This window comes from Rhizobium sp. UBA1881 (assembly GCF_002338015.1).
GTDB lineage: Bacteria > Pseudomonadota > Alphaproteobacteria > Rhizobiales > Rhizobiaceae > Rhizobium.
The window spans coordinates 1-382 of sequence record NZ_DDHH01000073.1 but is presented as its reverse complement, the minus strand read 5'-3'; the positions used below and the strand labels follow the sequence as shown (position 1 = coordinate 382).

1 protein-coding gene is annotated in these 382 nt (G+C 63.4%); it reads left to right on the top strand.

Features of this window, described 5'->3' with window-relative positions; genetic code table 11:
* Positions 1-292 (top strand): OsmC family peroxiredoxin (locus B3605_RS08515; RefSeq protein ID WP_296433525.1); only part of this gene is annotated, 292 nt, incomplete at its 5' end.
* Between the last annotated feature and the right edge of the window lie 90 nt (positions 293-382).

Genomic DNA, 382 nt, shown 5'->3' with positions numbered 1-382 from the left:
TCCCGAAGAGCTGATCGGCGCCGCCCATGCCGGCTGCTTCACCATGGCGCTGTCGCTGATCCTCGGCGAGGCCGGCTTTACAGCGACCAGCATGGAAACGACGGCGAAGGTGACGCTCGAGAGCGTCGAGGGCGGCTTTGCAATCAGCGCCATCCTGCTGACGCTGCGCGGTACGGTCCCCAACTGCGACGAGAAGACCTTCATCGAGCTGGCCGGCAAGGCCAAGGCTGGTTGCCCGGTTTCCAAGGCGCTGGCTGCGGTGCCGATCACGCTGGATGCACAGCTGGCGTAGGCTGGTATTTATCGATGGTTTGAGATGCCGCGGTGCTTTGTGCCGCGGCATTTTTTGTTTGTGGGTGTGGGAAGACCCCTCCCCAACCCC